We start from the raw sequence: 24,980 nt of genomic DNA on the forward strand, positions 1-24,980 counted from the left end.
ACCGCTGCCATGCCGACCCTCGCCATCGCCCGTCCGAGTGCGCTGCAGGTACAACCTGCCGATCTACCACGGCTGCCACCGTGCGTCGTTTCCCGTCCCGTCCTGCTGCAGCGTCTGCTCGCCAGCGAGTCGCGTCTGCGCCTGCTGTGCGCGCCTGCCGGAACCGGCAAGAGCGTGCTGCTCGGCCAGTGCGCGCGGCACACGCCTGCCGCCGTTGAGCGGGTCTGGCTCGATCTCGCGGGGCGCAGCCTGACGCCAGCGCAGTTGTGCAAGCGACTGGCGGTTGTCTTGCAACTGCCGAACGATGATGCCAACGAAGCAGGGCTGATCGAGCGGCTGCACGAGCGCGCAGGGCGCTTGTGGGTCTTTATCGATGACTACCCGCGGCAGGCCGACGAGGCGCTCGATGCCTGTCTCGACCGCCTGTTCGCCGCGGCGCCGGCTCAGGTCACCTGGTGGGTCGCCAGCCGTCGAACGCCGGCCTGGAACCTGCCACGTCTGCTGCTTCAGGGTGATCTGCTGGAGCTCAAGGGCGAAGAGCTGGCGTTGGATGAATCGGCGCTGAGCGAGCTTCTCGCCGCGCTGCGGATCGAGCTGGCCGATGATCTCCGGCTGACGTTGCTCGCACGCAGCGAGGGTTGGCTGGCGGCGATTCGTCTGCTGTTGCTCGATGCCGACGAGGACGCGCTGCGCCAGCGTTTGCAGGATGGCTGTCCGGTGCTGCGCGATTACGTGCAGCGTGAGGTACTGGCCGATCTGGACCAGGAGCTGCGCAGCGATCTGCATGCACTGGCCTTGCTGCCGCGTTTCTCCCTGTCGCTCTGTGAGCACCTGCTGGAGGGGCGTGCTACCGAGCTGTTGAGTGAGTTGCAGCGGCGTCAGCTGTTCGTACGCAGTCTCGACAGCAGCGGCACCTGGTTCCGCATGTGGCGGCCGCTGGCCGAGGTGCTGCGGCGCTTGCCGGGGGCTCCGGCACCGGCTCCGATCCATGTGCGGGCCTGCCAGTGGTTCGCTCAGCATGGCGACATCCGTGAGGCGGTCGAGCATGCCTTGCAGGCGGGTCAGGTCGAGGTCGCGGTCAACTATCTGCAGCGCTTCGATCAGGAGCAGTTGCTGCAGGGCCATTCGGTCGCGCAACTGCTGCAATGGCGCGAGGAACTGCCGGACTGGTTGTTCGCCAGTTCGCCGCGTCTGATCGTGCTGCAGGCCTGGGCGCTGATCATCTGCGCCCGATTCGACGAGGCCAGTGCCTGCATCAAGGGGCTGGCGCATTTCATGCCGCAACCCGATGCTCGGCGCCAGAGCAAGTTGATCGCCCATTGGCAGGCACTGACGGGCGTGCTGGCGCGTCAGTGCGGACGGCGCGATGCCCGCTTGCACTGCCAGGAAGCGCTGCAGATGCTGGACGAGGGCAGCTGGTCGCAGCGCGTGCTCTGTTATCAGGCGCTGGCTCAGCAGCATATGGCCGAGCACGCCCTGGATCAGGCCAAGCAGGCGCTGGATCAGGGGCTGCGCCTGGCACGACTGCATGGCAGTTTGATTTTCGAAGCCCTGATCAATACCGATCACTGCCTGCTGCTGAAAATGCGCGGTGAGGCCGGGCGTGCGGCCGAGCTGGCCGAGCAGTCGCTGGCACTGCTGCGTGAAGGCTTCAGCCATAGCCCGGTGGTTGCCCGTCTGCTGCTGGTGCGGGCCAGCCTGCTGGCGCGCCAGGGCCTGGACGAGGCGGCGCAGCAGGCCTATCGCCTGGGGCTGCAGGAAGCCGAGCACTGCGAGGATGCCTACATCATTTCCGGTTACCTGGGGATGCTGGAGCTGGCCGAGAGCCGCGGCGATCTCGACGAGGCGCACCAGTGGTTGCAGAGGGCCGAGCGGGTGATGCAGTGGTCGCATGTGCCTGAGGTTCGTTATCGCTGCGTGTTGCAACTGCAGGCGGGGCGCCTGCTGCTGCGTCAGGGGCAGACGGGGCGTGCGCGCGAGTTGTTCGCCCAGACCCTGCAGCAGTTGCAGCAGCGCCAGCAACTGGCGCCTTCCGAGTTCTACGATCTGCTGCCGCGCTTGCGCCACTGCCTGGCCATCAGTGACCTGCTGCTCGGTCATCATGCGGCTGCTGAGCATGCATTGCGTCTGTTGCTGGATGAATGCCAGCTCGCCGGACATCGCAGCCTGGCCTGTGAATGCCGGGTCAGCCTGGCCGAAGCGCTGCTGGTACAGGGCCAGGTGGAACAGGCCGATGGCCTGTTGCAGCAAGCCATCGGCGAGGCACGGCAACTGCGCCTGCTACGGCCCTTGCAGGAGTTGCAGCAGCGCCAGGCGCAATGGCTCGAACGCCTGCTGCCGGGGGAGGCCGGGCAGAGCCTGCATCAGCGGCTGTTCGAGCCGGCTCCGCGGTTGGACGAACCTGCCAGTGCCGGTACCGCGCTGCTCAGCTCGCGTGAGCTGGCAGTGCTGCAGTTGATTGCGCAGGGTTATTCCAATCAGGAAATCGCCGATCGTCTGTTCATCTCGCTGCACACGGTCAAGACCCATGCGCGGCGGATCAACGTCAAGCTCGGTGTGCAAAGACGCACCCAGGCCGTGGCGATGGCCAAGGCGCAGGGGCTGATGGGGGATTGAGCGGGCGATGGCCGCATGGGGCGGTGCCCGCTCTGTCAGGAGGCGAGCTCTGTGGGCCGCCGCTGGTGGGCTGAAGCCCACCCTACAAGAGGCGGATCTCTGCCGGGCTCTCCCTACATATTGAAGCTCACCCCAGGGCGGGTTGGCTGCCTGATAGTGGTGCAGGTCAGCTCGGGTGGGCTTTAGCCCACCTGGGTTGGTCAGCGTGGGCCGAAGCGGATCGCCGCCCAGCCCACCCTGCAAGGCCTGGCTGCCTGGTCAGCCGAGGAAGTAGAACGCGCCGCAGATCACCGCGCCCGAGTACAGCAGCATGATCAGGCAGTAGCCCATGATGTCGCGGGCGCCGAGGCCGACGATGCCGAGCAGCGGCAGCGCCCAGAATGGCTGGATCATGTTGGTCCAGGCGTCGCCCCAGGCAATGGCCATGGCGGTAACGGTCGGCGAAACGCCCAGAGCCTGGGCGGCTGGGAGCATGATCGGACCTTGCACGGCCCACTGGCCGCCACCGGACGGGACGAACACGTTGACCACGCCAGCGCTGAGGAAGGCCAGCAACGGAAAGGTGTCGGCCGAGGACCAGGAAATGAACGCTTCGGTGATCTGCCGGCCGAGGGAGATGCCATCGGCGTTGGCGCCCATCATCATGCCCATGATCCCGGCGTAGAAGGGGAACAGCAGGACGATGCCGCCGATGCCGCGCACGCTCTCGTCCACCGCGCGCATATAGCGCTCCGGGGTGCCGTGCATCAGTAGGCCGCTGAACAGGAAGATGGCGATGACCACATCCAGGCCAAGCACGAAGCCCTTGGTGGCGAAGTGGTTGAACAGGTAGATGCCGGCCATGGCCACCAGCGCCAGGCCAAGGATGCGGCTGTCATCCAGGCGCTGCGCCGGGGTATCACGGGCTGGTAGTTCAGCGCGAGACTCGACCAGTTTGGCGGCATCGGCAACCTTGGCTCCCTGGCGCGGGTGCATGGCGCGGTTGAGCAGCGGCAGGCCGATGAACAGCAGGGCGACGATGGTCAGGTTGAGGGTGCTGAACAGGGTTTCGGTGATGCTTACCGGGTCGGTCAGCACCCCTGCGGTGATGCGCGCCAGATCCGGGCCGCCGGTGGCCAGGGAGAGCGGTACCGAGCCAGCAAGACCGCCGTGCCAGACCAGGAAGCCCGAGTAGGCCGACGCCACCAGCAGCGGATAGTCGACGCCATCGACCTTGCGCGCCAGGGCGCGGGCGAACACCGCGCCGATCACCAGGCCAAAACCCCAGTTGACCCAGCAGCCGACCAGCGCCACCAGGGTGACCATGATGATCGCCTGGCCCGGTGTGCGCGCCATGCCCGCCAGACGGTCGAGTTGACGGTTGATGATCGGCGCGCTGGCCAGGGCGTGACCGGTGACGAAGATCAGCGCCATCTGCATGGCGAAGCCGAGTAGCGTCCAGAAGCCGCCGCTCCAGTGCTGCACCATGGCCGGCAACGACTGGCCGGTGGAGAGGATGCCGGCGAGCAGGACTCCCAAGGTCAGGAGCGCAGAGAACACGAAGGGTGAGGGCAAGTACTTCTGTACCAGGCTCACACTCATGCGGGTGAGGGTGTTGAACATGGATGACGCCTCTTTCTTATGGTTGTGTAAGGGCTAACCGGGCATTCAGAGTTGGCTATGCCTGGGTGTTGCGGTGGATATGACAAAGCTCGGCCGAGGCCGAGCTGGTGGTGTAGCCCGGATGAAATCCGGGAGGTCCATTTCCGGTTTCCCCGGATTGCCTCCAGGCATACCTCTTTATAAATCGTCGCGGCTAAAGCCTCTCCCACAGGAGCCAGGCGGGCCGTGTGGTAGGCGTTTCAGCGGCGATTGTCTGGCGCTCAGACGCGCTCGATAGCCAGCGCCACACCCTGACCACCACCGATGCACAGCGTGGCCAGGCCTTTCTTGGCGTCGCGGCGGATCATCTCGTGCAGCAGTGTCACCAGCACGCGGCAGCCCGAGGCGCCGATGGGATGGCCGAGGGCGATGGCGCCGCCGTTGACGTTGACCTTGTCAGCATCCCAACCCAGCTCCTGGCCGACCGACAGCGCCTGGGCCGCGAAAGCTTCGTTGGCTTCGATCAGGTCCAGGTCGGCCAGGCTCCAGCCGGCCTTGTCCAGGCAACGGCGGGTAGCCGATACCGGGGCGATGCCCATGATCGCCGGATCGACACCGGCATTGGCATAGCCAGCGATCTTCGCCAGTACCGGCAGACCCAGCGCCTGCGCTTTGGCCGCGCTCATCAGCAGCACGGCAGCGGCACCGTCGTTGAGGCTGGAGGCGTTGCCGGCGGTGACGCTGCCGTCCTTCTTGAATGCGGGTTTGAGCTTGGCCAGGGATTCGGCGGTGGTGCCGGCGCGTGGCTGCTCGTCACGGGCGAAGGCGATGGGGTCGCCCTTGCGCTGCGGGATCATGACTGGAGTGATTTCGGTATCGAAGCGCCCGGCCTCGATGGCGGCCACGGCCTTTTGCTGCGATTCGGCGGCAAAGGCGTCCTGGGCTTCTCGGGAAATTCCATACTTTTCGACGAGATTCTCGGCGGTGATGCCCATGTGATAGTCGTTGAAGGCGTCCCACAGGCCGTCGACGATCATGCTGTCGAGCATCTGTGCATGCCCCATGCGCAGGCCGGTGCGCGCCTTGGGCAGCACGTAGGGCGCCAGGCTCATGTTTTCCATGCCGCCAGCGATGATCACCTCGGCGTCGCCGCAGCGAATAGCCTGGGTGGCCAGGTGCAAGGCCTTAAGGCCCGAGCCACAGACCTTGTTCAGGGTCATGGCAGGCACGGCATGCGGCAGGCCGGCGCGGATGGCGGCCTGGCGCGCGGGGTTCTGGCCACTGCCTGCGGTGAGCACCTGGCCGAGGATCACTTCATCGACCTGGGCGGCATCGAGGCCGGTCTGCTCCAGCAGACGCTTGATGACGATGGCGCCGAGCTCGGGCGCGGGGATATCAGCCAGGCTGCCCTGGAAGCTGCCGATGGCGGTGCGGGTGGCGGCGACGATGACGACGTCTTGCATGGGAAATCCTCTTGGCGCGGTAGGGCGGAAAAAGCTTCGCGGATGAATCCGCTCCTACAGGGTGTAGGACATAGCCAAAAAACGCTCTGTAGGCGCCGTGCGTGGTGGCGCCTACAGAACGGTAGACAACTTAGAAGCTCATTTCTGGCACGTGTTCGGGGACGATCAGCTTGCCGGCGGTCTTGGCCACGATTTCCTCGACGCTAACACCCGGCGCACGTTCGCGCAGGACGAAGGCGTTGTTTTCGATCTCCAGATAGGCCAGGTCGGTCAACACTTTGCGGATGCAGCCGCAGCCGGTCAGCGGCAGGCTGCAATGCTCCAGCAGCTTGGATTCGCCGTCTTTCGAGGCGTGGGTCATGGTGACGATGATGTTGTCGGCACCGGCCACCAGGTCCATGGCGCCGCCCATGCCTTTGACCAGCTTGCCGGGGATCATCCACGAGGCGATGTTGCCGCGCACGTCCACCTCAAAGGCGCCAAGTACAGTCAGGTCAACATGGCCGCCACGAATCATGGCAAAGGACTGTGACGAGTCGAAGATAGCTGCGCCCTTGATCGCGGTGACGGTCTGCTTGCCGGCGTTGATCATGTCGGCATCCACTTCATCTTCGGTCGGAAATGCGCCCATGCCGAGCAGGCCGTTCTCCGACTGCAGCATCACCTGCATGCCTTCGGGTACGTAGTTGGCGACCAGGGTGGGAATGCCGATGCCGAGGTTGACGTAGAAGCCGTCCTGCAGCTCGCGGGCCACGCGCTGGGCCATTTGTTCACGGGTAAGAGCCATGGTCTTTCTCCTCAGGCGCGCAGCGTGCGTTTTTCGATGCGTTTCTCGAAGCTGCCGCAGATCAGCCGGTCGACGTAGATGCCAGGGGTATGAATCTGCGTGGGGTCGAGTTCACCGGGCTCGACGATCTCTTCGACCTCGACCACGGTGATGCGCCCGGCGGTGGCGACCACCGGGTTGAAGTTCTGCGCGGTGTGGCGGTAGACCACGTTACCGAAGTGGTCGGCCTTCCAGCCCTTGACGATGGCGAAGTCGCCGGTGATGGCCGGCTCGAGGATGTAGTGGCGGCCATCGATCTCGCGCGCTTCCTTGCCTTCGGCGACCGGGGTGCCGTAGCCGGTGGCAGTGAAGAAGGCGGGGATGCCGGCGCCGCCGGCGCGCAGCTTCTCGGCCAGGGTGCCTTGCGGGGTGAGTTCGACTTCCAGCTCGCCGGACAGCAGTTGCTGCTCGAACAGGGCGTTCTCGCCGACATAGGAGGCGATCATCTTGCGGATCTGCCGGTCTTCCAGCAGCACGCCGAGGCCGAAACCGTCGACGCCGCAGTTGTTGGACACCACGGTCAGATCGCGCACGCCACGACGGCGGATCTCGGCAATCAGGTTCTCGGGGATGCCACACAGGCCGAAACCGCCGGCCAGCACGGTCATGCCGTCCTGCAGGCCATCCAGGGCTTCTGCGTAGCTGGCGACGCGTTTGTCGAGTCCGCTCATTAGAGGCTGCCTCTTTTGTTGTTATCTGGGATGAGACCAAGCTTCTGCGCTATGAGCTTATTTGTTAAGTTTGTTTTTCCTCTTTATTGATCAGGTAAATAAATTAATGACCGTCAAGCAGCTACGCGCTTTTCTCGCCGTGGCGCAAAGCCTGAGCTTCGCCCAGGCCTGCGAGCGCCTGCATCTGTCGCAGCCAGCGTTGAGCCTGGCGATCAAGAACCTGGAGCAATCGCTCGGCGGTCAATTGCTGGTGCGTACCACCCGCAGCGTGGCGCTGACGCCGGAGGGCGAGACGTTGCTGCCGATTGCCGTGCGCCTGCTGGCCGACTGGGATAACGCCGAGGACCTGTTGCGTCAGCACTTCACCCTGCAGATGGGCAAGGTGGCGGTGGCGGCCATGCCGTCGTTCGCCGGCAACCGCCTGCCGGCGGCGCTGCGTGCCTTCCGCGATGCCTACCCACGAGTCAACGTGGCGGTGCATGACGTGATCAACGAACAGGTGATGGAGATGGTGCGCGACGGTCGCGTCGAGCTGGGCATCGCCTTCGAGCCTTTGAGCCTCGATGGCCTGCAATTCACGGCGCTGTACGAGGATCGCTTCGTCGCCGTGGTGCCGGTCGCCAGCGAGTTGGCTGAGCAGGCAGCACTGACCTGGGCGCAGTTGCTGGAACAACCCTTCATCACCCTGCAACGGCCTTCGGCGGTGCGCCTGCTGCTGGAAGACAGCGTGATCTCCAGCCACGGTAAGCTGCCGGTGGCGTTCGAGAGTCATCAGTTGGTCACGGTCGGACGCATGGTCGCCGAAGGCCTCGGCGTCAGCGCCGTACCGCACCTGTGCCGGCAGCAGATGGAAGAACTGGGCGCCCGCTGCCTGCCGTTGAGTGAACCGCAGGTGTCGCGCCGCGTCGGCCTGCTGCACCAGGCTGGACATCAGCTGTCCAGTGCGGCGCAGGCGTTGAGCGAGGTTCTGCTGCATCAGGCCGGGCAGTAGGGCGGTTGAACCCCCTTGGCGGACCTAGAGCTGAGAAAGGTCTGCCGGGGTGTCTATGTCCTGCAGCACACCAGAGTCGTCCAGTTCGACGATGCTTACGGCGTTGGGGTTCTGCTGCAGCACCGGCTTGGCGCCAGCATCGCCGCTCAGCGTCGCAAGCTGCGGCCAGAAATTGCGGCCGAACAGCACCGGATGGCCGCGTTTGCCCTGATAGCTGGGCAGTACGATGTTGTTCGCGCTGGAGTGGGCGATCAGGGTTTCCAGGCTGTCCCGATGAATCGACGGCATATCGGCGAGAAAGATCGCCACGGCATCAGCGTTGGATTCAGCCAGTAGGCGCTCAGCGCCAGCGGCGAGGCTGTGGCCCATGCCCTGGGCGCTAGCAGCGTTTTGCACGACTCGTACGCCAGTTGGCAGGTCCATTCCTGTCGGCGCTTCGTCCGGGCGCAGCACCAGCCAGACCTCTTCGAGCATCGAACAGGGCAGGGTCAGGCTGGCCGCCAGTAGCGAGCGGCCGTCGGCCAGCGTTGCACGCCGCTTGTCGGCGCCGAAGCGGCGGCTGTAGCCGGCCGCCAGCATCAGCGCGGCGACTCTTTGAGTTGGGCGCTCGCTGGCCATGCTCAGCCAGCCAACCCCGCCGCCCTGGCGCGCGCGGCGTGCAGCTTCTTGTAGCTGTCGATCAGGCGCAGGTGCTTGTCCAGACCTTCCAGTTTCATACTGGTCGGCGTCAGGCCATGGAAGCGCACGCTGCCGTCTACCGAGCCGATCACCGCGTCCATGCGCTCGCTGCCGAACATGCGCCGCAGGTTGTGCTCGAAGTTGGCCAGCTCCAGCTCGTCGTCCAGCTGGATCTCCAGCACGGCATTCACTGCCTGGTAGAACAGGCCACGCTCGACCGTGTTGTCGTTGTACTGCAGGAAGGCCTCGACCAGTTCCTTGGCGTCGTCGTATTTCTTCAGCGCCAGGTTGATCAACAGCTTCAGCTCGAGAATGGTCAGCTGGCCCCACACCGTGTTGTCGTCGAATTCGACGCCGATCAGCGTGGTGATATCGGTGTAGTCGTCGACCTCGGCGTTGTTGAGGTTGCGCAGCAGCGATTTGAGCTCGCGGTCGCTCAGGGCATGTAGGTTGAGGATGTCCTTGCGGAACAGCAGGGCCTTGTTGGTGTTGTCCCAGACCAGATCCTCGACCGGGTAGATCTCCGAGTAGCCCGGCACCAGGATACGGCAGGCATTGACGCCAAGGTCGTCGTAGGTGGCGACGTAGACCTCCTTGCCCATGTCTTCGAGGATGCCGAACAGGGTCGCGGCTTCCTGTTCATTGGAGTCTGCACCCTCGCCGGAGAAGTCCCACTCGACGAATTCGAAGTCCGGCGTGGCGCCGAAGAAGCGCCACGACACCACGCCGCTGGAGTCGATGAAGTGCTCGACGAAGTTGTTCGGCTCGGTCAGCGCCAGGCTGTCGAAGGTCGGCTGCGGCAGGTCGTTGAGGCCTTCGAAGCTGCGGCCCTGCAGCAGTTCGGTGAGGCTCCGCTCCAGCGCCACTTCCAGGCTCGGGTGCGCGCCGAAGGAGGCGAACACGCCGCCGGTGCGCGGATTCATCAGCGTTACGCACATCACCGGGAATTCGCCGCCAAGCGAGGCGTCCTTGATCAGCACCGGAAAGCCTTGCTCCTCCAGGCCCTGGATGCCGGCGACGATGCCCGGGTACTTGGCCAGCACGTCCTGCGGCACGTCCGGCAGGCACAGCTCGCCTTCGAGAATTTCGCGTTTCACCGCCCGCTCGAAGATTTCCGACAGGCACTGCACCTGGGCTTCAGCCAGGGTGTTGCCGGCGCTCATGCCGTTGGACAGGTACAGGTTCTCGATCAGGTTGGACGGAAAGTACACCGTCTCGCCGTCGCTCTGGCGCACGAACGGCAGCGAGCAGATGCCGCGCAGGGTGTTGCCCGAGTTGGTGTCGTACAGGTGCGAGCCGCGCAGCTCGCCGTCCGGGTTGTAGATGGCCAGGCAGTGCTCGTCGAGGATTTCCTCGGGCAGCGCGTCCTTCGGGCCCGGCTTGAACCAGCGCTCGTTAGGGTAATGCACGAACTCGGCAGCGGCGATGTCCTCGCCCCAGAACTGGTCGTTGTAGAAGAAGTTGCAGTTCAGCCGCTCGATGAACTCGCCCAGCGCCGAGGCCAGGGCGCTTTCCTTGGTCGCACCCTTGCCGTTGGTGAAGCACAGGTTCGACTGCGCATCGCGGATATGCAGCGACCAGACATTGGGCACGATATTGCGCCAGGAGGCGATCTCGATCTTCATCCCCAGATCCGCGAGGATGCCCGACATGTTGGCGATGGTCTGCTCCAGCGGCAGATCCTTGCCCGGGATGTAGGTGGTGGTGTCACTCACCGGCATCAGCAACGCTTGGGCGTCGGCGTCGAGGTTGTCCACCTCCTCGATGATGAACTCGGGGCCCTGCTGCACCACCTTCTTCACGGTGCAGCGGTCGATGGAACGCAGAATCCCCAGGCGATCCTTCTCGGAGATATCGGCGGGCAGCTCGACCTGAATCTTGAAGATCTGCGCGTAGCGGTTCTCCGGGTCGACGATGTTGTTCTGCGACAGGCGGATGTTCTCGGTGGGAATGTCCCGCGTCTGGCAGTACAGCTTGACGAAGTACGCCGCGCACAGCGCCGAGGAGGCCAGGAAATAGTCGAACGGCCCTGGCGCCGATCCATCGCCCTTGTAACGAATCGGCTGATCAGCGATCACCGTGAAGTCATCGAACTTGGCTTCGAGGCGAAGGTTGTCGAGAAAGTTGACCTTGATTTCCATGGGGCAATACCAGCGAGCGAAACAAAATGGCCGCCATTATCCGGGTTTTCGGCGGCCTGTCTTGCTCGGTGGTTGCCGATGAAAGCGCCTCGGACCAGTGGCCTGTATGCGCAGGCCCGAACAGCGGCTCAGCTTTCGGGTTCGGCGGGGTTAGTGGCGCCGATGGAGGTATAGCTCGGCCATTGCCGCAGCAGGGTTTCGACGAACTGTTCGGCTGCCGGTGACAGTGAAGAACCACGGCGGCGCACCAGACCCAGAGTACGGCTGATTACCGGGTCGACCAGCGGCCGGCTGACCAGAATCGGATGATCCTCGGCCGGCATCGCCAGGCTGGGGAGGGCGGCGATGCCCAGGCCGGCCTCGACCATGCCGAGTGAGGTCGACAGGTGCTGCACCTCGTAGAACCAGCTTGGGCGCCAGTCGAGATGGGCCAGGCCGTGATCGAGCAGCACGCGGTTGCCACTGAGACGGCCGACGCCAATCAGGCGGTAGTCGCTGAGCTCGCGCCAGGCCACTTCAGAGCGTTTGGCCAGGGGATGATCGCGCCGGCAGGCGAGCACGAAAGGCTCGTTGACCAGCGGCGTGAAGTCGATTTCCGCGCTCTGCCCGCTCTGCATGTTGATGCCGAAATCCGCTTCGCCACGTATCACCGCTTCCAGCCCTTCATGAGCACTGAGGTCGAGGATACGGATGCGGATCTTCGGGTACTGAAGGTTGAAGGCGCGGATCACCGTTGGCAGGAAGTAGAAGGCGGCCGTCGGGATGCAGGCGAGGGTGACCTGGCCGGACTGGCGCTCAGCCAGTTCGCGAATGCCGAGGATTGAGCGCTCGAAGTCGTCCAGCAGGCGCTGCGCCTTGGGCAGAAAATCCCGGCCCACGGCTGTCAGGCTGACACGGCGCGTGGTGCGGTCCAGGAGCTGGATACCGAGGCTTTCTTCCAGCTTCTGCATGCGCCGGGTCAATGCCGGCTGGGACAGGTGGATGGCGTTGGCTGCCTCGTGAAAGTTGCCGAATTCGGCAATTTTCACGAAAGCGCGGATGTCTTGCAGTTCGTAATTCATGCGCCTGGGTTATCAGTTGTGCGTATTTTTGTTTGAAAGTTACCAATGAACCCTAGTCTTTCGGCTCAGGACTGGCAAGCGAGAAAACTTCCGGATGCATTAATGCGAAAAATGGAATAAATATCAAAATATATGCATTTTACAGAATAAATACGTGCTCCTCATAATCAACGCAAAGCAACAATCACTAGTTTTATTGCGTTGGAGGCATCATGCGGACGGTACCTTGTGTACTCATGCGAGGCGGTACTTCGAAAGGACCGGTCTTTCTGGCCAATCACCTGCCCACTGACCCGCAGCAGCGCGACGAGGTATTGCTCAGTCTGATGGGGTCGGGCCACGAGCTGGAAATCGACGGCATCGGTGGTGGCAGCCCGCAGACCAGCAAGGTGGCGATCGTCAGTCGCTCGCCGCATCCGGACGCCGATGTCGACTACCTGTTCGTGCAGGTCATGGTTACCCAGCGCCGCGTCGATACCGCGCCCAACTGCGGCAACATGCTCTGCGCCATCGGTCCTTTCGCCATCGAGCACGGCCTGGTCAATGCCGGCTCGCCGATGACGCGGGTGCGCATTCGCAACCTCAACACCAACACCTTCGTCGATTCCGACGTGATGACCCCTAACGGCCGCGTTCGCTATGACGGCGACACCGCCATCGACGGCGTGCCCGGTACTGCCGCGCCCATCAAGCTGACCTTCCTCAATGCCGCTGGTGCCAAGACCGGTCGCCTGCTGCCTACCGGCCGCGTGCGTGACGAGTTCGACGGTGTCGCGACGACCTGCATCGACATGGCCATGCCGATGGTGCTGATGCATGCCGAGGCGCTGGGCAAGACCGGCTACGAGTCGCCCGCCGAGCTGGATGCCGACAGCGCGTTTCTCCAGCGCCTGGAACGCATTCGCCTGCAGGCCGGCCTGGCCATGGGGCTTGGCGATGTGTCGCAGATGGTCATTCCCAAACCGGTGCTGCTGGCACCTGCACGCCACGGCGGCACGCTGAGCGTGCGCTATTTCATGCCGCACAACTGCCACCGCTCGGTCGCTGCCACCGGGGCCATCGGCCTGGCCACGGCCTGTGCGCTGCCCGGCAGCGTCGCCCAGGATGTCGCGCCCATCGAAGGCGAGGCGCTGGTACGCCTGGAGCATCCGGGCGGCCAGATCGAGGTTTCCCTGCAGCCTGCCGCAGACGGTAACCCCGAGAACCTGCGTGCCTCGCTGGTGCGCACGGCCCGTCGCCTGTTCTCCGGCGAGGTGTACATCCCCACCCTGAGGCGCACGGGCAGCTGACTTCGTTTCACCACAACCACACCCCTAGGGCCAACCACAATGACAAGAACAAAATCCCTCAGTTGCTCCGTCGTCGGTCTGACGGTCATGGCATTGCCAGCAGTCGGTGCCAACGCTGCCGGTTTCATCGAGGACAGCAAGGCCAGCCTGGAGCTGCGCAATTTCTATCTCAACCGCGATTTTCGCGAGAATGCCGGGCAGAACAAACGCGAAGAATGGGCGCAGGGCTTCATTCTCAACCTGGAGTCCGGCTACACCCAGGGCACCGTGGGTTTCGGCGTCGATGCCATCGGCATGCTCGGCATCAAGCTCGATTCCTCGCCTGATCGCAGTGGCACCGACCTGCTGCCGCGCAACAGCCGCAACCGTGCCGAGGACGACTACAGCAAGCTGGGCGTGACCGGCAAGGTGCGTTTCGCCGAGAGCCAGCTGCGTGTGGGCACGCTGCTGCCGAAGATGCCCTACCTGCAATACAGCAACGCACGCTTGTTGCCTCAGGTGTTCGAGGGCTGGCAGGTGCAGAGCAAGGATCTCGAGCGCGCTACCTTCACCCTCGGCGAGATCGATCGCGTGGTGCAGCGCAACGTTTCCGGCTCCGACAAGCTGACGCTGAACAACAAGAACGGCCGTTTCGGTGGCAGCCCGGAGAGCGACGAGTTGCGTTTCGCAGGCGTGGATTACGCCATCAACCCGCAGTTGCTCGCCAGTTATCACTACGCCGAGTTGAGCGATGTCTATCGCCAGCATTTCCTCGGCCTGCAGCACACCCTGGCGTTGGGGCCTGGCAAGCTGAAAAGCGATCTACGCTACTTCAGCAACAGCGAAGCCGGGCAGGAACTGGCTGGCGACATCGACAACCGTGTCATCAACGGCATGTTCACCTACAGCGCCGCAGGTCACTCCCTGGGCCTGGCTTACCAGAAGATGCTCGGTGACGATGGCTTCACCTACGTCAACGGGGCTACGCCTTACCTGACCAACTTCCTGCAGATCAACGATTTCGCCGGTCCCGACCAGCGTTCCTGGCAACTGCGTTACGACTTCGACTTTGCCAGCGTCGGAGTGCCGGGGCTGACCTTCATGACTCGCTATGTGCGCGGCGACCAGGTCGACCTGGCGGTAGGCGAGGGGCGTGAGTGGGAACGCGATACCGATATCGCCTACGCCTTCGGCGATGGCCCGCTGAAGAATCTGAAAGTGACCTGGCGAAACGCGACCTACCGGTCGAGCTTCGTCCGCGACCTGGACGAGAATCGCCTGATCCTGAGTTACATCGTGCCGCTCTGGTAATGCACCGGCCGTACATACAAGACCAATAAGAGGAACCCATCATGATCACCTGCTCTATCCGCCGCATTCTGCCGTTGTCCCTCGCCGTATTGCTTGCCAGTGGTTCGGTACTGGCTGGCGAACCGTCCCGTCCGGAGTGCATCGCCCCAAGCAAACCAGGCGGCGGTTTCGACCTGACTTGCAAGCTGGCCCAGGCCGGTTTCAAGGACGAGGGTCTGCTCAAGTCACCGATGCGCGTCACCTACATGCCCGGTGGCATCGGCGCCGTGGCGTACAACTCCATCGCGGCCAACCGTCGTGCCGAACCCGGCACCCTGGTGGCCTTCTCCGGCGCATCGCTGCTCAACCTGGCCCTGGGTAAATACGGTCGCTTCGACGAGACGGCGGTGAAATGGCTGGCCACCGTCGGCAACGACTACGGCACCCTGGCTGTACGTGACGATTCCCCCTACAAGAACCTCGACGACGTTGTTCAGGCGCTGAAGAAAGACCCGAAAAGCATCGTGGTCGGCGGTGGTGGCAGTGTCGGAGGGCAGGGCTGGGTGAAGATCGCCCTGTTGGCCCGCGCCGCGGGTGTGGACCCGCGTGATCTGCGTTACGCAGCATTCGAGGGCGGTGCCGAGCACTACATGGCGCTGATGGGCGGCCACGTCGATCTGGTCACCGGCAGCGCCAGCGAGATCCGCGCGCAGCAGGGCAACAAGATTCGCACCCTGGCAGTGTTCAGCGAGGAGCGACTCGGCGGTGATCTGGCTTCTATCCCCACCGCACGCGAACAAGGCTACGAGATTCAGTGGCCGCTGATCCGCGGTTACTTCCTTGGTCCGGACGTGAAAGAGGAAGACGTGGCCTGGTGGCAGGAGCGTTTCGCCAAGCTCGCCGCCTCCAGCGACTTTCAGGCCTACCTGGCCGACCGCGATGTACTGCCTTACTACGTGACCGGACCGGAGCTGGATGCGCTGGTCAAGAGCCAGGTTGCGGAATACCGCAAGCTGGGCCGCGAGTTCGGCCTGGTCGAGTAACGAAGTTCCCATGCGCCGTCTCTGACGGCGCAGCGTTCTGGAGCGCATCCACATGCATGACCGTATCTTTGCGGGGGTGACCCTGCTGCTTTGCTGCATCCTGGGATATTTCGCCTGGGATTACAGCGCACCGTTTTCCTACGAGCCGGTCGGGCCCAAGGCCTTCCCGTTGTTGCTGTTACTGCTGATCGCCTTTGCCAGTCTGCAGCTGCTGCTCAAACCGGCTGGCGACGTGCAGAGCGAGGAGCCACCCCTGAACCGCGAAGTGATGGTCAAGGCGCTGGTGTTTCTCGGCCTGATGATCGGCTACGCCGTGCTCTTCGAAACCGTCGGTTTCATACCCGCCAGCGTGCTCTTCGGCATCGGCATGGCGCGTCTGTATGGCGGCAGTTGGCTGCACAGCCTGATCAGCGGCGTGGTGTTGGCCATCGGCCTCTACCTGCTGTTCGACAGGGCGCTGGCCGTACCGCTGCCGCTTGGCATCCTTTCAACCCTGGAGAGCTGAACCCATGGATACTCTCGGTTATCTCGGCCATGGCTTCGGCGTGGCGCTGAGCCCCTACAACCTCGTCACCGCCCTGTGCGGAACCCTGATCGGCACCGTCGTCGGCCTGCTGCCTGGGCTCGGCCCGATCAACGGCGTGGCCCTGCTGATTCCGGTCGCTTTCGCCCTGGGCCTGCCGCCGGAAACTGCACTGATCCTCCTTGCTGCGGTGTACCTGGGCTGCGAATACGGCGGCCGTATTTCCTCGATCCTGCTGAACATTCCGGGTGAAGCATCCGCAGTCATGACTACCCTCGACGGCTACCCGCTCGCCCGCCAGGGCCAGGCCGGTGTCGCACTGTCCCTGTCGGCCTGGAGCTCGTTCATCGGCGGCCTGATCGCCACGGCCGGCGTCGTACTGTTCGCACCGTTGCTGGCCAGGTGGGCGGTGGCGTTCGGCCCCGCCGAATATTTTGTGCTGATGGTCTTCGCCATCACCTGCCTGGCCGGAATGGCCGGCAACAAACCGCTGAAAACCGCCGTCGCCGCGCTGATCGGCCTGCTGCTTTCCTGCGTGGGTATCGACGCCAACAGCGGCGTATATCGCTTCACCTTCGGCAGCCTGGGGCTGGCCGATGGCATTCAGTTCGTGGTGCTGGTGCTGGGGCTGTTCTCGGTCAGCGAGCTGCTGGTACTGCTGGAGCGCACCCATCACGGCCAGAAAGCGATCAAGGCCAGCGGGCGCATGCTGTTCAACATGAAGGAAGGCGGCTTCGTGCTCGCTACCAACCTGCGCAGCGGCGTGGTCGGTTTCGTTCTCGGCGTGCTGCCGGGCGCTGGGGCGACACTGGCCAGCGCGGTTTCCTACATGAGCGAAAAACGCCTGGCAGTGAAGGACAACAAGTTCGGTAATGGCGACCTGCGCGGCCTGGCCGCACCGGAAACCGCCAACAGCGCGGCTGCCTGTGGCTCCATGGTGCCGATGCTGACCCTCGGTGTGCCGGGGTCGGGCACCACTGCGGTGATGCTCGGTGCCCTGACGCTGTACAACATCACGCCGGGGCCGCTGCTGTTCCAGAACCAGCCGGACATCGTCTGGGGCCTGATTGCCTCGTTGTTCGTCGCCAATATCATGCTGATCATCATGAACGTGCCGATGATCAAGATCTTCACCAAGGTACTTGCCGTGCCTTACTGGGCACTGGTGCCGGCGGTAGCGATCATCACGGCGATTGGCGTGTACGCGGTACACGCGACTACCTTCGACCTGTACCTGATGATCGCCATCGGTCTCTTCGGCTACGTCCTGCGCAAGCTGGACTTCCCGCTGTCGGCGATCCTGCTCGGCTTCATCCTCGGCGGCATGATGGAGCAGAACCTGCGTCGAGCACTGTCCCTGTCCAGCGGTGATCTGGGTATTCTGTACGCCAGCCCGATCACCTGGGTGGTCTGGGGCCTGGTGGCGGTGATGATCGTGCTGCCATTCTGGCGCGCCTGGCGTGCCCGTCGTCAGCAGGGCCGCGCCGCCAGCGTGGCCTGATTCGGAGGCTTGGCATGCGTATCGTGATCCCGGATGACTATCAGCGCGTCGTGCAACAGCTCGATTGCTTCGGGCTGCTGGAGGGTTTCGATGTTCGCGTGTATCACGATGCCGTCAGCGACCCGGATGTACTGGTCGAGCGCTTCGCCGATGCCGACACGCTGGTGCTGACCCGCGAGCGTACGCGTATCGACGCTGCGCTGCTGGCGCGCTTGCCCAACCTGAAGTTGATCAGCCAGACCGGGCGAGCCGGCCCGCATCTGGATCTGGAGGCTTGCCGCAAGCGCGGTGTGACCGTCGCCGAGGGCACCGGCTCACCCATCGCTGCGGCCGAGCTGACCTGGGCGCTGATCCTCAATGCGCGGCGTCAACTGCGCGAAGCCATGAACGGTCTGTATGACGGGTACTGGCAGGTCAACCTCGGGCAGCGTCTGTATGGCCAGACGCTGGGCATCTGGGGTTACGGCAAGATCGGCCAGCGCCTGGCACGTTATGCCCGCGCATTCGACATGCAGGTGCTGGTGTGGGGCAGCGAGGCCTCGCGCCAGGCCGCCGTGGCCGATGGCCATGAGGCGGCGCCGACGCGCGAGGCCTTCTTCGAGCAGGCCGATATCCTCACCCTGCACCTGCGTCTGGTAGAGGCCACACGGCATTGCGTAAGCGCAGCCGACCTGGCGCGGATGAAGCCTGACGCCCTGCTGGTCAACACCAGCCGCGCCGAGCTGATCGCCCCCGGAGCGCTACTCGATGCGCTCGACAGTGGCCGTCCTGGCCAGGCGGCGCTGGACGTCTTCGAGCAGGAGCCGATCCTGCAGGCCGACCACCCCCTGCTGACCCATCCTCGCATTCTCTGCACCCCGCATCTGGGTTACGTCGAAAAGCACAACTACGAAGCCTACTTCGGCGAGGCCTTCGCCAATGTCAGGACGTTTGCGATGAAGTTGGCTGCGACGGGCACGGTCGAGTTCCACTGACTCTTCCTCGCGCAACCTGCATGGCTTGCTTCTGGCCACACTCTAGCCACGTGTCGCGAGTCTTCCTGGGGCGCTTTCTATTGTCGCAGCGGCCAGCTCAACACGAAGCAGCTACCACCGCTCGCAGACGGCTGCCAGAACGCCCGTCCGCCATGTGCCTCGGCGATGGCCTTGACCACCGCTAGGCCCAGGCCACTGCCGCCGCTCTTGCGCGAGCGCGACGGGTCGCCACGGCGAAAGGCCTCGAAGATATCGATGGCCAGGGCGCTGTCGATGCCGGGGCCGTCATCTTCCACGCTCAACTGGCACTCGCCGCCGGCCTGTTCCAGGCGCACTCGTAGATTGCCCGGATCGGCATGACGCAGTGCGTTTTCCAGCAGTGCCATCAGCGCCTGGCGGATGCGCACGGCATCGCACTCCACCAGCAGATCGGCGTCCAGTTCCTGATGCAGGGCAAAGCCTTTTTCCGCCAGCGGCGTGGCGAAGGCCTGCAGTACGGTGCCCAGCTCATCGGCGAGGCGAACGCTGATCCGTTGCACTTCCAGATGGCCGCTGTCATTGAGGCTCAGCACGCGCAGATCCTCGATCAGGCAACTGAGGCCTTCCACCTGGCGTAGCAGACCTTCGAACAGCTCGCTGCTGGGGCTGAAAACGCCTTCGGCCAGGCCCTGCAGACGGCCGCGCAGGATGGTCACCGGGGTGCGCAACTCGTGGGCGATGGCGGCGTTCCAGAACTCGCGTTCGCGGGTCATGCCCTGCAGGCGTTCGGCCATCGCATTGAAGTCGCGCACCAGTTGCGCGGTTTCGCCCGTGGCCTGTTCGTCCAGTGGGGCGCGTGCGTCTAGCTTGCCCTGGGCCACTTCGCGCAGGCTGTGCGCTACCGAGTTCAGCGGGGTGATCAGCCGCCGTGACAGGCGTATGGCGACGAATATCGCCATGCCCAGTGCGGCGATGATGGTGCAGCCGATCCAGATCATCTCCACCCTTGAGGGCATCCAGGTTTCGGAGATGCTGCCTGGTAGGTAGGTCACGGCGATGGCGTAGAACACGTAGGAGCCGAACACCGCGATGAAGATGATGCCCAGCGCCATCACCGCCAGGGACTGGATGATCTGCCGGCGCAGGCCCGGTGTCGGCTTCATGGCTCGGCGCCGAAGCGATAACCCACGCCCCAGACGCTGGCGGGTACGCCCTGGATATCGAGGGCTTCGAGTTTTTTGCGCAACTTGCTGACGTGGCTGTCCACGGTGCGTTCGAGCGTATCGCCTTCGGGCAGGCAGCTCTCCAGTAGTTCGGCGCGGCTGAATGCTCGTTTCGGTGCGCGCATCAGGCAGGCCAGCAGCTTGAATTCGGTCAGGGTCAGATCCAGCGTCTGCGTCTGGCCATCACGAAGTACGCTGGCCTCATGGCTGTCCAGGTCGATCTGGAAAGCGCCGACGCGCAGCACCTGCGTGGCGGTCGGTGCACTCGCTCGTGTGCGCCGCAGTACGGCCTGCACCCGCGCTACCACTTCGGCCGGATTGAAGGGTTTGACCACGTAGTCGTCGGCGCCCAGGCGCAGCCCCATCAGCTTGTCGATGTCCTGATCGAGGGCGGTGAGCATGATCACCGGGGTATCGCCACGGGAGCGGATTTCGCTGAGCACCTTCCAGCCATCGAGCACGGGCATCTGCACGTCGAGCAGCAGCAGATCCGGCTTGAGCGATTGGTGCATTGCCAGGGCCTGCTGACCGTCGCTGGCGTGCTGGGTGCGCAGGCCGCTGCGTTGCAGATAGGCGATGAGGATGTCGGCGATCTCGGCTTCGTCCTCGGCGATCAGCACTAGTGCCGGAGCGGAGGAGGCGGAGCTGGTGCGTGCGTGGGGATCGTACATGGGCAGGCTCGCAGACGATGGCGCTGAATGTTATCGCGGCCTCCATGCTTTCTCCACAAAGCCTCGAATCATTCGCAATAGCCTCGTTTCAGACTGCCGCTTCGATCAGTTCCCGACCTGCATCAGGTGTCGGGCAGCAGTGTTCAGTGAGGAGAGGGTTATGGGCAGCAAACAACGGCATCTGGGCCGTGTGCTCGCAGTGCTTGCCGTGTTGGGACTGGCAGGTTGTGATGCGCCGCAGCAGGAGGCACAACCGGAACCCGTGCAGGTGTCGGTCATGACGCTGACACCGCAGACCCTGGACGTCAGCGAGGATTTGCCTGCTCGTGTCGCGGCGTTCAGAACCGCCGAGATTCGTCCGCAGGTCGGCGGTATCGTGCAGCGCCGGCTGTTCGAGCAAGGTGCCGACATCCAGGCTGGCGCTGCGCTGTTCGAGATCGACGCCGCGCCGTTCAAGGCCGAGGTGCAAAACGCGGCGGCCGCGCTCAAGCGTGCCCAGGCCGTGTTGGCCCGCGCGCGCATTCAGGTCGAGCGCCTGCGGCCCCTGGTCAGCGCCGAAGCGGTCAGCCAGCAGACTTATGACGACGCCGCCTCCCAGAGTGAGCAGGCCGCCGCCGACGTCGCCCAGGCCGAAGCGACGCTGGCGCGCAAGCGCCTGGATCTGAAGTACGCGACCGTCAGCGCGCCGATTGCCGGGCGCGTCGACCAGGCGCAGGTGTCCGAAGGCGCCCTGGTCTCGACCGCCGACACCACGCCCATGGCCACCGTGCAGCAGATCGATCAGGTGTATGTCGATGTGCGCGAATCCGCCACCAGCCTGGAGCGCTGGCGCCAGGCCCTGGGCAGCCAGCTGGCACCCGACGCCGACGGTGTGCCGGTGCAGGTGCTCGACAGCAGCGGCAAGGCCTACGGGCTGAGCGGCAAGATCCTGTTCTCCGGCATCAGCGTGGATGCCGGCACCGGCAACGTGTTGCTGCGTGTACAGGTCGACAACCCCAACCGGCAACTGCTGCCCGGCATGTACGTGCTGGCGCGGGTGCCGCGGGCGCACTACGCCGATGCCCTGAGTGTGCCGCAACAGGCAGTGTTGCGCCGTGACGGCCAGGCCAGCGTGTGGGTGCTGGGCGAGGATGAGCAGGTGCAGCGCGTGCCGGTCGAGCTCGATGAGCTGGTGGGTCGTCGTTATCGCATCGTCAGCGGCCTTAGCGCCGGCCAGCGGGTGGTGATCGAAGGGCTCGATCGCCTGGCCGAGGGCGCGCCGGTCAAGGCGCGGCTGTGGCAAACCGGCACCGCGAGCGAGCTGGCCAGCTCGTCCGCGCGCTGATCGGGAGAAACCCAAATGCCTCAGTTCTTCATCAACCGTCCGGTGTTCGCCTGGGTGATCGCCCTGTTCATCGTGCTGTTCGGCTCAATCGCCATTCCGCAACTGCCGATTGCCCGCTACCCCTCGGTGGCGCCGCCGTCGGTGGCGCTGTACGCCACCTACCCGGGCGCCACGCCCAAGACCCTCAACGATTCGGTGGTCAGCCTGGTCGAGCGCGAGCTGTCCGGGGTCAAGAACCTGCTCTACTTCGAGTCCTCGGTTGACACTTCGGGCACTGCGCAGATCACTGCCACCTTCAAACCGGGCACCGATCCCGAACTGGCTCAGGTGGACGTGCAGAACCGCATCAAGGCGGTCGAGCCGCGCCTGCCCCAGGTGGTACGCCAGAGCGGCTTGCAGGTGGAGTCCGCCGCCTCGGGCTTTCTGATGATGATCGGCATGACCTCGCCGGACGGCCAGTTCGACGAGGTGGTGCTCGGCGACTACCTGGCGCGCAATATCGTGCCGGAGCTGCGCCGTATCGAGGGCGTCGGCCGTGTGCAGCTGTTCGGTGCCGAGCAGGCGCTGCGCATCTGGGTCGACCCCAACAAGCTGACCGCTTTCGGCCTGACCATGGGCGATCTGTCCCAGGCCATCGAGCAGCAGAACGCGCAGATCGCCCCCGGTCGGCTCGGTGACGAGCCGGCATTGCCGGGGCAGCGGCTGGCCGTGCCGCTGACCGTCGAGGGCCAGCTGGAAACGCCCGAACAGTTCGCTGCCGTGGTGCTGCGCTCTACTGCCGATGGCTCGCGGGTGACCATCGGTGATGTCGCGCGGGTCGAGCTGGGCGCCCAGTCCTACGGTTTTTCCAATCGTGAGAACGGCGTGTCGGCGACCAGCGCTGCCATTCAGCTATCGCCCGGTGCCAACGCCGTGCGCACGGCCCAGGCGGTACGTGACCGGCTCGCCGAGCTGGCGCCGAGCATGCCTACCGGCATGAGCTATTCGGTGCCGTTCGACACCGCGCCGTTCGTCAAGGTATCCATCGAGAAGGTGATCTATACCCTGCTCGAGGCCATGGTGCTGGTGTTTCTGGTGATGTTCCTGTTCCTGCAGAACATGCGCTACACGCTGATCCCGGCCATCGTCGCGCCCATCGCGCTGCTCGGCACTTTCGCGGTGATGCTGCTGGCCGGCTTCTCGATCAATTCGCTGACCATGTTCGGCATGGTGCTGGCCATCGGCATCATCGTCGACGACGCCATCGTGGTGGTCGAAAATGTCGAGAGGCTGATGGCTACCCGCGGCCTGTCGCCGCGCGAGGCGACCCTGCAGGCGATGAAGGAGATCACCGGCGCGGTAATCGGCATCACCCTGGTGCTCACCGCGGTGTTCATTCCCATGGCTTTCGCCAGCGGTTCGGTGGGGGTGATCTACCAGCAGTTCACCCTGTCGATGGCGGTGTCGATCCTGTTCTCGGCGTTCCTGGCGCTGACCCTGACGCCAGCGCTGTGCGCCACGCTGCTGCGTCCGGTCAGTGCTGACCACCACGAAAAACGTGGCTTCTTCGGTGCCTTCAATCGCGGTTTCGAGCGCCTGACCGAGCGCTACACCGGGCGCGTTAGCCGGCTGGTCGGGCGCAGCGGGCGGATGATGCTGGTATTCGCGCTGCTCTGCGGCGTGCTGGCCATCGCCGGGCAGCAGCTACCGTCGTCGTTCCTGCCGGAGGAGGATCAGGGCTATTTCATGACCTCCATCCAGTTACCGACGGGCGCCACCAGCGAGCGCACCCTGGATGTAGTCAAGCGCTTCGAGGCCCACGTGGCCACGCGCCCGGCGCTGGACACCAACATCGTGGTGCAGGGCTTCAGCTTTTCGGGTTCCGGCACCAACGCGGCGATGGCCTTCACCATGCTCAAGGATTGGGATCAGCGCAACGGCGCTACTGCCGCCGAGGAAGCGGCGCTGGCCCAGGAGGCCATGGCCGACAACGTAGAAGGCACGGTGATGAGCCTGATGCCGCCGGCTATCGACGAACTCGGCACCTCGTCGGGCTTCACCCTGTTCCTGCAGGATCGCGCTAACCGTGGCGAAGCCGCGCTGCTCAAGGCCCAGGCCCAGCTGCTGGAGCTGGCCGGGCAGAGCCGGGTGGTCAGCGATGTGTACCCCGATGGTCTGCCGCCAGGCGAGAGCATTCGCCTGAACATCGACCGCCAGAAGGCCGAGGCCATGGGCCTGTCGTTCGCGGCGGTGAGCAGCACGCTGTCGGCAGCCATGGGCTCGCAGTACGTCAACGACTTCCCCAATGCCGGGCGCATGCAGCAGGTGATCCTGCAGGCTGACGCCCCGGCGCGCATGCAGCTCGACGATGTGCTCAGCCTGCGCGTGCGCAACGCCAGCGGCGGCATGGTGCCGCTGCGCGAAGTGGTAACGCCGGTGTGGAGCGAGTCGCCGCAGCAGATGATGCGCTTCCAGGGCTTCCCGGCGGTGCGTATTGCCGGCGGCGCGGCGCCTGGCGTTTCCAGCGGCGCGGCAATGGCCGAGATGGAGCGCCTGGTCGCCCAGTTGCCTCAGGGCTATGCGGTGGCCTGGACGGGCCAATCACTGCAGGAGCGCCAGTCGGCGGCCCAGGCACCGATGCTCATGGCGCTCTCGGCGCTGGTGGTGTTCCTGGTGCTGGCGGCGTTGTACGAGAGCTGGTCGATTCCTTTGTCGGTGATGTTGGTGGTGCCCCTCGGTCTGCTCGGCGCGGTAGCGGCGGTGATGTTGCGCGGTCTGCCCAACGACGTGTTCTTCAAGGTGGGGATGATCACCATCATCGGCCTGTCGGCGAAGAACGCCATCCTGATCGTCGAGTTCGCCCGTCAGCTGCATGGCGAAGGTCGCTCGCTGGTGGACGCCGCGGTGACCGCCGCGCGGCTGCGTCTGCGCCCGATTCTGATGACCTCGCTGGCCTTCACCCTGGGGGTGGTGCCGTTGATGCTCGCCGCCGGCGCCAGCGCTGAGACCCAGCACGCCATCGGCACCGGCGTGTTCGGCGGCATGCTCAGCGGCACCCTGCTGGCGGTGTTCTTCGTGCCGTCGTTCTTCGTATTCGTGATGGGGCTGCAGGAACGCTTTCAGGCTTGGCGCGCACAGCGCACCGCCGCAGTGCCGCAGCCTGGTGAGGAGCAATGA

General features: G+C 64.5%; 19 protein-coding genes. 10 read left to right on the plus strand and 9 right to left on the minus strand.

The window, feature by feature from the left end:
- Nucleotides 1-9: 9 nt before the first annotated feature.
- On the plus strand, nucleotides 10-2,616 hold the full coding sequence (locus tag EL191_RS06025) for a LuxR C-terminal-related transcriptional regulator (protein WP_041977338.1): 2,607 nt from the start codon (nucleotides 10-12) through the stop codon (nucleotides 2,614-2,616).
- 258 nt (nucleotides 2,617-2,874) lie between these two features.
- Here the strand turns inward: EL191_RS06025 and EL191_RS06030 are convergent, their stop codons facing one another.
- The 4 genes from EL191_RS06030 to EL191_RS06045 all read right to left on the minus strand — a co-directional run bounded on the left by EL191_RS06030 (nucleotide 2,875) and on the right by EL191_RS06045 (nucleotide 7,157).
- Nucleotides 2,875-4,218, minus strand: a complete 1,344-nt coding sequence (locus tag EL191_RS06030; RefSeq protein ID WP_041977341.1) for a short-chain fatty acid transporter — start codon at nucleotides 4,216-4,218, stop codon at nucleotides 2,875-2,877.
- 260 nt (nucleotides 4,219-4,478) lie between these two features.
- Complete coding sequence (locus EL191_RS06035; RefSeq protein WP_041977343.1) at nucleotides 4,479-5,660, minus strand: acetyl-CoA C-acetyltransferase; 1,182 nt, start codon at nucleotides 5,658-5,660, stop codon at nucleotides 4,479-4,481.
- 130 nt (nucleotides 5,661-5,790) lie between these two features.
- Nucleotides 5,791-6,447, minus strand: coding sequence for a CoA transferase subunit B (locus tag EL191_RS06040; protein ID WP_041977345.1), 657 nt, complete (start codon nucleotides 6,445-6,447; stop codon nucleotides 5,791-5,793).
- Between the two features lie 11 nt (nucleotides 6,448-6,458).
- The gene (locus EL191_RS06045; protein ID WP_041977347.1) at nucleotides 6,459-7,157 is read right to left on the minus strand and encodes a CoA transferase subunit A; all 699 of its coding nucleotides are present in this window, start codon (nucleotides 7,155-7,157) and stop codon (nucleotides 6,459-6,461) included.
- Nucleotides 7,158-7,263: 106 nt separating this feature from the next.
- Between EL191_RS06045 and EL191_RS06050 the strand changes: the two genes are divergently transcribed.
- Nucleotides 7,264-8,148 (plus strand): LysR family transcriptional regulator, encoded by an 885-nt coding sequence (locus EL191_RS06050; RefSeq protein ID WP_041977349.1) that lies wholly within the window; start codon nucleotides 7,264-7,266, stop codon nucleotides 8,146-8,148.
- A gap of 24 nt (nucleotides 8,149-8,172) precedes the next feature.
- Here EL191_RS06050 and EL191_RS06055 read toward each other — a convergent pair whose 3' ends face one another.
- The 3 genes from EL191_RS06055 to EL191_RS06065 all read right to left on the minus strand — a co-directional run bounded on the left by EL191_RS06055 (nucleotide 8,173) and on the right by EL191_RS06065 (nucleotide 12,028).
- Nucleotides 8,173-8,766: a nucleotidyltransferase family protein gene (locus EL191_RS06055; RefSeq protein ID WP_041977351.1), complete on the minus strand. Its 594-nt coding sequence runs from the start codon at nucleotides 8,764-8,766 to the stop codon at nucleotides 8,173-8,175.
- Between the two features lie 2 nt (nucleotides 8,767-8,768).
- The gene (locus EL191_RS06060; protein ID WP_041977353.1) at nucleotides 8,769-10,967 is read right to left on the minus strand and encodes an OsmC domain/YcaO domain-containing protein; all 2,199 of its coding nucleotides are present in this window, start codon (nucleotides 10,965-10,967) and stop codon (nucleotides 8,769-8,771) included.
- 128 nt (nucleotides 10,968-11,095) lie between these two features.
- Nucleotides 11,096-12,028, minus strand: a complete 933-nt coding sequence (locus tag EL191_RS06065) for a LysR family transcriptional regulator (protein ID WP_041977355.1) — start codon at nucleotides 12,026-12,028, stop codon at nucleotides 11,096-11,098.
- A gap of 212 nt (nucleotides 12,029-12,240) precedes the next feature.
- Between EL191_RS06065 and EL191_RS06070 the strand changes: the two genes are divergently transcribed.
- The 6 genes from EL191_RS06070 to EL191_RS06095 are packed head-to-tail and all read left to right on the plus strand — an operon-like array spanning nucleotide 12,241 to nucleotide 18,627.
- On the plus strand, nucleotides 12,241-13,317 hold the full coding sequence (locus EL191_RS06070; RefSeq protein ID WP_041977357.1) for a 4-oxalomesaconate tautomerase: 1,077 nt from the start codon (nucleotides 12,241-12,243) through the stop codon (nucleotides 13,315-13,317).
- A 39-nt stretch (nucleotides 13,318-13,356) separates the two neighbouring features.
- Nucleotides 13,357-14,607 carry an OprD family porin gene (locus tag EL191_RS06075; RefSeq protein WP_013714341.1) on the plus strand — a complete coding sequence of 417 codons (1,251 nt, stop codon included), beginning with the start codon at nucleotides 13,357-13,359 and terminating at the stop codon, nucleotides 14,605-14,607.
- A gap of 41 nt (nucleotides 14,608-14,648) precedes the next feature.
- On the plus strand, nucleotides 14,649-15,629 hold the full coding sequence (locus tag EL191_RS06080) for a Bug family tripartite tricarboxylate transporter substrate binding protein (protein ID WP_013714342.1): 981 nt from the start codon (nucleotides 14,649-14,651) through the stop codon (nucleotides 15,627-15,629).
- Between the two features lie 52 nt (nucleotides 15,630-15,681).
- Entirely contained in the window at nucleotides 15,682-16,134 is a 453-nt protein-coding gene (locus EL191_RS06085) for a tripartite tricarboxylate transporter TctB family protein (RefSeq protein WP_041977359.1), read from the plus strand.
- Nucleotides 16,135-16,138: 4 nt separating this feature from the next.
- Nucleotides 16,139-17,653: a tripartite tricarboxylate transporter permease gene (locus tag EL191_RS06090; RefSeq protein WP_041977361.1), complete on the plus strand. Its 1,515-nt coding sequence runs from the start codon at nucleotides 16,139-16,141 to the stop codon at nucleotides 17,651-17,653.
- A 14-nt stretch (nucleotides 17,654-17,667) separates the two neighbouring features.
- Nucleotides 17,668-18,627 carry a D-2-hydroxyacid dehydrogenase family protein gene (locus EL191_RS06095; RefSeq protein WP_041977363.1) on the plus strand — a complete coding sequence of 320 codons (960 nt, stop codon included), beginning with the start codon at nucleotides 17,668-17,670 and terminating at the stop codon, nucleotides 18,625-18,627.
- A gap of 77 nt (nucleotides 18,628-18,704) precedes the next feature.
- On the opposite strand, the gene EL191_RS06100 is transcribed toward EL191_RS06095, so the two are convergent.
- Nucleotides 18,705-19,769 (minus strand): ATP-binding protein, encoded by a 1,065-nt coding sequence (locus EL191_RS06100; protein ID WP_041977366.1) that lies wholly within the window; start codon nucleotides 19,767-19,769, stop codon nucleotides 18,705-18,707.
- A complete protein-coding gene (locus EL191_RS06105; protein ID WP_013714347.1) occupies nucleotides 19,766-20,500 on the minus strand; it encodes a response regulator in 735 nt (244 codons plus the stop codon). The genes EL191_RS06100 and EL191_RS06105 overlap by 4 nt, the downstream gene beginning before the upstream one ends.
- A gap of 160 nt (nucleotides 20,501-20,660) precedes the next feature.
- Here EL191_RS06105 and EL191_RS06110 point away from each other — a divergent pair, with 160 nt between their 5' ends.
- Together EL191_RS06110 and EL191_RS06115 are read left to right on the plus strand one after the other, a co-directional pair.
- Nucleotides 20,661-21,824 (plus strand): efflux RND transporter periplasmic adaptor subunit, encoded by a 1,164-nt coding sequence (locus EL191_RS06110; protein WP_041977369.1) that lies wholly within the window; start codon nucleotides 20,661-20,663, stop codon nucleotides 21,822-21,824.
- A 15-nt stretch (nucleotides 21,825-21,839) separates the two neighbouring features.
- Nucleotides 21,840-24,980 carry an efflux RND transporter permease subunit gene (locus tag EL191_RS06115; protein ID WP_041977372.1) on the plus strand — a complete coding sequence of 1,047 codons (3,141 nt, stop codon included), beginning with the start codon at nucleotides 21,840-21,842 and terminating at the stop codon, nucleotides 24,978-24,980.

It is taken from the genome of Pseudomonas mendocina, assembly GCF_900636545.1.
Taxonomy (GTDB): domain Bacteria; phylum Pseudomonadota; class Gammaproteobacteria; order Pseudomonadales; family Pseudomonadaceae; genus Aquipseudomonas; species Aquipseudomonas mendocina.

Bases quoted from the DNA above. Each gene is read 5' to 3' on its own strand.
- EL191_RS06025 (WP_041977338.1), top strand. From the start codon at position 10: ATGCCGACCCTCGCCATCGCCCGTCCGAGTGCGCTGCAGGTACAACCT.
- EL191_RS06030 (WP_041977341.1), bottom strand. From the start codon at position 4,218: ATGTTCAACACCCTCACCCGCATGAGTGTGAGCCTGGTACAGAAGTAC.
- EL191_RS06035 (WP_041977343.1), bottom strand. From the start codon at position 5,660: ATGCAAGACGTCGTCATCGTCGCCGCCACCCGCACCGCCATCGGCAGC.
- EL191_RS06040 (WP_041977345.1), bottom strand. From the start codon at position 6,447: ATGGCTCTTACCCGTGAACAAATGGCCCAGCGCGTGGCCCGCGAGCTG.
- EL191_RS06045 (WP_041977347.1), bottom strand. From the start codon at position 7,157: ATGAGCGGACTCGACAAACGCGTCGCCAGCTACGCAGAAGCCCTGGAT.
- EL191_RS06050 (WP_041977349.1), top strand. From the start codon at position 7,264: ATGACCGTCAAGCAGCTACGCGCTTTTCTCGCCGTGGCGCAAAGCCTG.
- EL191_RS06055 (WP_041977351.1), bottom strand. From the start codon at position 8,766: ATGGCCAGCGAGCGCCCAACTCAAAGAGTCGCCGCGCTGATGCTGGCG.
- EL191_RS06060 (WP_041977353.1), bottom strand. From the start codon at position 10,967: ATGGAAATCAAGGTCAACTTTCTCGACAACCTTCGCCTCGAAGCCAAG.
- EL191_RS06065 (WP_041977355.1), bottom strand. From the start codon at position 12,028: ATGAATTACGAACTGCAAGACATCCGCGCTTTCGTGAAAATTGCCGAA.
- EL191_RS06070 (WP_041977357.1), top strand. From the start codon at position 12,241: ATGCGGACGGTACCTTGTGTACTCATGCGAGGCGGTACTTCGAAAGGA.
- EL191_RS06075 (WP_013714341.1), top strand. From the start codon at position 13,357: ATGACAAGAACAAAATCCCTCAGTTGCTCCGTCGTCGGTCTGACGGTC.
- EL191_RS06080 (WP_013714342.1), top strand. From the start codon at position 14,649: ATGATCACCTGCTCTATCCGCCGCATTCTGCCGTTGTCCCTCGCCGTA.
- EL191_RS06085 (WP_041977359.1), top strand. From the start codon at position 15,682: ATGCATGACCGTATCTTTGCGGGGGTGACCCTGCTGCTTTGCTGCATC.
- EL191_RS06090 (WP_041977361.1), top strand. From the start codon at position 16,139: ATGGATACTCTCGGTTATCTCGGCCATGGCTTCGGCGTGGCGCTGAGC.
- EL191_RS06095 (WP_041977363.1), top strand. From the start codon at position 17,668: ATGCGTATCGTGATCCCGGATGACTATCAGCGCGTCGTGCAACAGCTC.
- EL191_RS06100 (WP_041977366.1), bottom strand. From the start codon at position 19,769: ATGAAGCCGACACCGGGCCTGCGCCGGCAGATCATCCAGTCCCTGGCG.
- EL191_RS06105 (WP_013714347.1), bottom strand. From the start codon at position 20,500: ATGTACGATCCCCACGCACGCACCAGCTCCGCCTCCTCCGCTCCGGCA.
- EL191_RS06110 (WP_041977369.1), top strand. From the start codon at position 20,661: ATGGGCAGCAAACAACGGCATCTGGGCCGTGTGCTCGCAGTGCTTGCC.
- EL191_RS06115 (WP_041977372.1), top strand. From the start codon at position 21,840: ATGCCTCAGTTCTTCATCAACCGTCCGGTGTTCGCCTGGGTGATCGCC.